At 64.6% G+C, this 3796-nt stretch carries 5 protein-coding genes; all 5 read right to left on the bottom strand.

All coding sequences use genetic code 11. The annotated features are described in order from the left end of the window. Positions 1-269: 269 nt before the first annotated feature. Positions 270-1127, bottom strand: coding sequence for a DUF4338 domain-containing protein (locus tag GY769_12260; GenBank protein ID MCP4202695.1), 858 nt, complete (start codon positions 1125-1127; stop codon positions 270-272). Positions 1128-1133: 6 nt separating this feature from the next. Then, the gene (locus GY769_12255) at positions 1134-1424 is read right to left on the bottom strand and encodes a transposase domain-containing protein (protein MCP4202694.1); all 291 of its coding nucleotides are present in this window, start codon (positions 1422-1424) and stop codon (positions 1134-1136) included. Positions 1425-1500: 76 nt separating this feature from the next. Continuing rightward, positions 1501-2427, bottom strand: coding sequence for a toprim domain-containing protein (locus tag GY769_12250; protein ID MCP4202693.1), 927 nt, complete (start codon positions 2425-2427; stop codon positions 1501-1503). Beyond that, positions 2424-3488 (bottom strand): AAA family ATPase, encoded by a 1065-nt coding sequence (locus GY769_12245; GenBank protein ID MCP4202692.1) that lies wholly within the window; start codon positions 3486-3488, stop codon positions 2424-2426. The genes GY769_12250 and GY769_12245 overlap by 4 nt, the downstream gene beginning before the upstream one ends. After that, on the bottom strand, positions 3485-3778 hold the full coding sequence (locus GY769_12240; protein ID MCP4202691.1) for a hypothetical protein: 294 nt from the start codon (positions 3776-3778) through the stop codon (positions 3485-3487). Before GY769_12240 ends, GY769_12245 begins: the two co-directional genes overlap by 4 nt. Positions 3779-3796: the final 18 nt, after the last annotated feature.

Below are 3796 nucleotides of genomic sequence, written 5' to 3'. Positions count from 1 at the left end.
GTGCCAGCCTAATCGGCAGCGCTCGGCAGCCCCCGAAAGTGGTGCCAGGCGCGTCTAAATCCCAGAATCGCAGAACTTACGCCAACAACCGGGTAACTAATCGCCGAAGCCGTCCCCGACGTTTCATCCCGTTTTCCCGTTCTGTATGGGAAGCGAGCCTGGACGCTCTGTGTCCTCTCAGCGTGCTGCGTCGGCGTAGCGTGCCCCTCGCGGTTCTCCTCGACCGCGACCTCGGGCTGGGAGGCGGCTGTTCGGGCCGAGGGGCGAACTCAGTCGCAGAGATGCTTTTTGAAGTCTCGGGTGAGGGGATAGAGCCAGATATCTTTGACCGCGAGCTGGGCTCGATGTTTGGAATCGAGCTTTCCTCGGCCCTTGGTTTGCCCGACGTGGATCCAGTTGGCTGCTCGATAGCACGTCCCCTCAAAGCGCTCGGCCTCGACGAAGGTCTCCAGCAGGACGGGGCTGTAGCCGTAACGATTCTGCCAATCCCCGGGCATGCGTCGGGCTACCGTGGCGAGCAGCTTCGAAGCCAAGTTGAGACAGGTGATCCATGGCAAGATCAGGAAGCGCGCATTGTTGACGATCCTGTGCAGACGTTGCTGGCGCTGTTCGGGGCTCCAGCCGATGAAGCGATCACGGGGGGCGGTCTTCCAGGCCGCCGCGCCAAAACCCAGCAGCGCCACCACCTGGCCCTGAGCATGGGCCAGATAGCGCATCTGCGCGCCGGGCAGGGGCTGATAGCCGAGGTAGTGGTAGCGCTGGATATATTCGTTCCACAGGTGAGACTCGCGCCGACTGGCCACGATGTCCAGACGCAGGTCGGTGAGTTGATCCACCGACTGGACAAGCGGCAGACCGGGGTCGGTGGCCGGGCTGCTTCGGGTGTAGGGGCGGCCGTTGCCATTGCGCGTGCGAGCAGGTGGTAGAACGATCAAGCCGTTCTTGTGCATCCGCAGCATGGCCACGCGGCAGCTCATATCTTTGAGCCCGCCATCGGCCTTGTACCAACCCAGGCGCTCACAGACCACGCGCGAGAGTTGCGCTCGATTCCTTGGCGGTTTTTCGGCGATGAGTTGCCGGATCAGTTCCAGCTCCTCGGCAGTGAATTCGCGGCCACAGTAGCGCATGCTGTTTCACGAAGAGTCGATCACGGGTGGCTTGGCCCACGCCGCGCGCTCTTTGTCCGAGAGGTTCCAAGGCAAGAATCGCGAGGCGTCGGCCGGCGCCTGACCTCCCGCCTCGGCGCAGGCTTGGAGGTAAGCCGTCAACCACGTTCTTGGATTGATGTCGTTGAGCTGAAGCGTAGCAAAGAGGGAGAAAAGCATCGCCGCCAGCTGGCCCGCCCACAGAGCATAAGAGCCGTAGAACTGTTTGCGGCCACACACCGGTTTTCGATGCGTCCGCTCGGCCAGGTTGTTGTCCATCGGGACCTCGGTGTGCCGACCCTGGTTGATATGGACAAATCGTCCCTGTTTGTCCTGCGGATTTGAAGAGGACTGGTTAGAAAAGAAGATAGTCCTGGATCGTCGCGAGTTCGTTATTGCTGAGGTCATCAGGATCCAGCCCTTCGGGTAGGTCGACGACGGCGGTTCTGGGGAGCCGCTGGCGGATGTCTTGGGCAGCGTTTCTGCCGGCTTTGTCGCCGTCCATGAGGAGGACGAGTTTCGGTAGCTCCAGGAGCAGCGCCTGCTGTCGGGGAGACATGTGGGTACCGAGCAGGGCGACAGCAGGAATGTCGAGCTGTGCCAGGCGCAGCACCCCCCAAGGGCATTCGACGATTACCGCGCCCCGGCGCAAGAGCTGAGCGGCGTGGTGGTAGCCGTAGAGCAGTTGGTTGCGGGGCATCCCGGTCGGAAACCTCCACTTGCCGTAAGTGCTGACCTGCTGGGGGTTGAGGCGTCGACCGGCGTAGCCCAGGGGAGTGCCGTGAGGATCGAAGAGACGCACCGCGACACATCCTGCGAGCATTCCGCGGCCGTAGAAGGCGCCGACTTCGAAACGCTCGGCGATGTGCGGCCGGATGCCTTTGTGCTGGAGAAAGGGCGCCGTGGGATCCAGAGGCAGTCGTCGAGTGAAAGGCCGAAACGGGCGAGCTGGCCGCGGCTGCGTGAGATGGTCGGCGTCGGTCGTCGGTGCGCCGGCGAGTGTGGCGAGATAGGCGGCCGCGTCGCTGTAGCTACCGCCTTTCAGGCGCCGGGCCAGCTCGACGATGTCGCCACCGGCGTTGCAGCCGGTAAAGCAGCGCCAGATCTTTTTGCTCGCGTGGACGACGAAGGCGTTGGGGTTGTCGCCTCGGTGGATGGGGCAAGGTCCGACGAGCTGAGCACCTCGCCGCCTGAGCCGGCCGAGCCAGCCGTTGTCGCCGAGCACCTGTTCGATGGCGACGGTGCGTTTGAGGCGCCGAAAGTCGAGGTGAGGTGGGATCATGGCCCAGCGTCCTGCGTTCCGTTCCCTTGCCCTCCTATAGGGGGAAACGGGAACGCCTGCTGGTTGGGCGCAGCGTCGGCGCCGCAAGATTCTTCGGTGTGCTCCGCCGGCCGGGCGCCATTGACGTTCTCCGCCGCCAGCCAGCCGCTGGCGGTGCGTTGAATCGTGCCCTGGTCCTGGAGCCAGGTGAGGGCCTTGCCGAGGCGTTGGTTTCGGATTCGCAGCTCCTGGCGCAGGCTGGTCCGGGTCATGGGCCCGCGCAGGCGCAGGAGCTCACAGACGGCCTCGGTCAGCTCTTCACCACCTCCGGAGGTGGTGCTTTCGACGATCTCCAGATGCGGCGTGTGGCCTGAGACGAGGCACAGCTCGATGGGCTGCGGGCTGGGGGCTGCTCGGTGCTCGACGGTAAGCAGAAGCTGCTGGCGGTGGCGTCTGAGGTAGAGGTTGCTGTCGCCAAAGGCGTGGAGGTCTGAGCTGCCGCGCAGGGCCTGTCCGGGCTGGTTCACGGAACCGTTCTTTCGCGCATGGTGCACCAAGACGACGGCGGTTTGAAACTCGCGCTGGAGCGACCTGAGGAAACCGAGCAACGCGGAGACCTCGCTGGCAGAGTTCTCATCGATGCGGTGCAGCCGCACCAGCGGGTCGAGCAGAAGCATGCTGGGTCGGATCTGAGCGACGGTTTCTCGCAGGCGGCGCTGGTGGGAGACGAGGTCGAGCCTCAGGCTGCTCTCGGTGATGACGAAGAGGTCGAGCGTCTCCAGAGCCACGGCGTGGTGGCGCGCCAGCGCATCGAAACGGCTCCGCACCACCGAGGCCGCGTCCTCGGCCATGTAGAGCAACACCTTTCCCTGGCTGCGGGTCGCGTAGGCGCCCAGGCACGGCGTCTTTGAAGCGACGCTGAGCGCCATCTCCAGGCCCAGCCAGCTCTTGTAGCACTTCGGAGGCCCACCGATCAAACCGACGCCGGCGGCGGCCCACAGTCCACAGATCAACCACTGCTGCTCAGCCTCCTGGGCACTGAGCTCGGCCGCGCGTTGTACCGCCAGGGGCTGGGTGCTCATTCCAGCGTCTCCTCGTCGAGCACGGTCTCGAGCACGGCGTCGTCGATAAAGTTTTTCTGCTGCTCGTGGGCCACGATCAGGGCCTCGCGCATCAGGCGGGCGGCTTGTCGGGGCACCCCTCGGCTGATCCGGAAGAGCAATTCTGCGGCGCTATCAGAGACGATGTTGGAGGTCGCACCGGCGGCCTTGAGGCCGTGGGCGAGAAAAGCGGTGAACGCCTCGCGTGTGGACAGCGGCTGGAGATGGAGGCGGGCGACGATGCGCGAGGCCAACGCCGCGTGGCGCTTCATCCTCAGCACCGAGAGCAG

The organism is bacterium (genome assembly GCA_024224155.1).
Taxonomy (GTDB): domain Bacteria; phylum Acidobacteriota; class Thermoanaerobaculia; order Multivoradales; family JAHEKO01; genus CALZIK01.
This window is presented reverse-complemented; position numbering and strand designations above follow the sequence as displayed.

What these genes read in the sequence shown, in the direction of transcription:
- GY769_12255 (MCP4202694.1), bottom strand. Translation starts at nt 1,424, where the DNA reads ATGGACAACAACCTGGCCGAGCGGACGCATCGAAAACCGGTGTGTGGC.
- GY769_12245 (MCP4202692.1), bottom strand. Translation starts at nt 3,488, where the DNA reads ATGAGCACCCAGCCCCTGGCGGTACAACGCGCGGCCGAGCTCAGTGCC.
- GY769_12260 (MCP4202695.1), bottom strand. Translation starts at nt 1,127, where the DNA reads ATGCGCTACTGTGGCCGCGAATTCACTGCCGAGGAGCTGGAACTGATC.
- GY769_12250 (MCP4202693.1), bottom strand. Translation starts at nt 2,427, where the DNA reads ATGATCCCACCTCACCTCGACTTTCGGCGCCTCAAACGCACCGTCGCC.
- GY769_12240 (MCP4202691.1), bottom strand. Translation starts at nt 3,778, where the DNA reads ATGAAGCGCCACGCGGCGTTGGCCTCGCGCATCGTCGCCCGCCTCCAT.